Origin of the sequence: Rahnella perminowiae (genome assembly GCF_019049695.1) — a bacterium.
In the GTDB taxonomy this organism is placed as follows: Bacteria; Pseudomonadota; Gammaproteobacteria; order Enterobacterales; family Enterobacteriaceae; genus Rahnella; species Rahnella perminowiae.
Map to the genome: position 1 here is coordinate 1 of NZ_JAFMOT010000027.1, position 385 is coordinate 385.

Sequence of the window (385 nt, forward strand, 5' to 3'; positions counted from 1 at the left end):
GTATCGACCCCCTGGAAGGACTCCTCGACATGGACCAGAAGACGTTCGACAAGCAGAAGAAGATCCCGGGCACGCCCGCGTGGCACCTCGCCAACGGTCGGGACCACGCCGCGAACCTCACGGCCGCGGTGCAGGCCCTCACCGCTCTGGTGAAGGGCATCCCGGCCTCCGTGTTGCAGGCCAAGGTCACCCGCAAGGGCGCCGGAAAGGGCAGTACGGTCACGCAGGCCGAGACGCTGGCCTACGACAAGGACAACTGGTCTCAGGACCGGGCTAACCAGCAGAAGATCATCGAGCAGAACGCGCAAATCATCGCGCTGCTCACCGAGAAGAAGGGAGCCTAACCATGGCAGCACAGGCAGTAAGCGAACCCACGGGCAAGAAG

At 63.9% G+C, this 385-nt stretch carries 1 protein-coding gene; it reads left to right on the forward strand.

What is annotated here, in order from left to right:
• Window positions 1-344, forward strand: a 344-nt coding sequence (locus J1781_RS00110; RefSeq protein WP_217232984.1) for a hypothetical protein, incomplete at its 5' end; no start/stop codon positions are given.
• Between the last annotated feature and the right edge of the window lie 41 nt (window positions 345-385).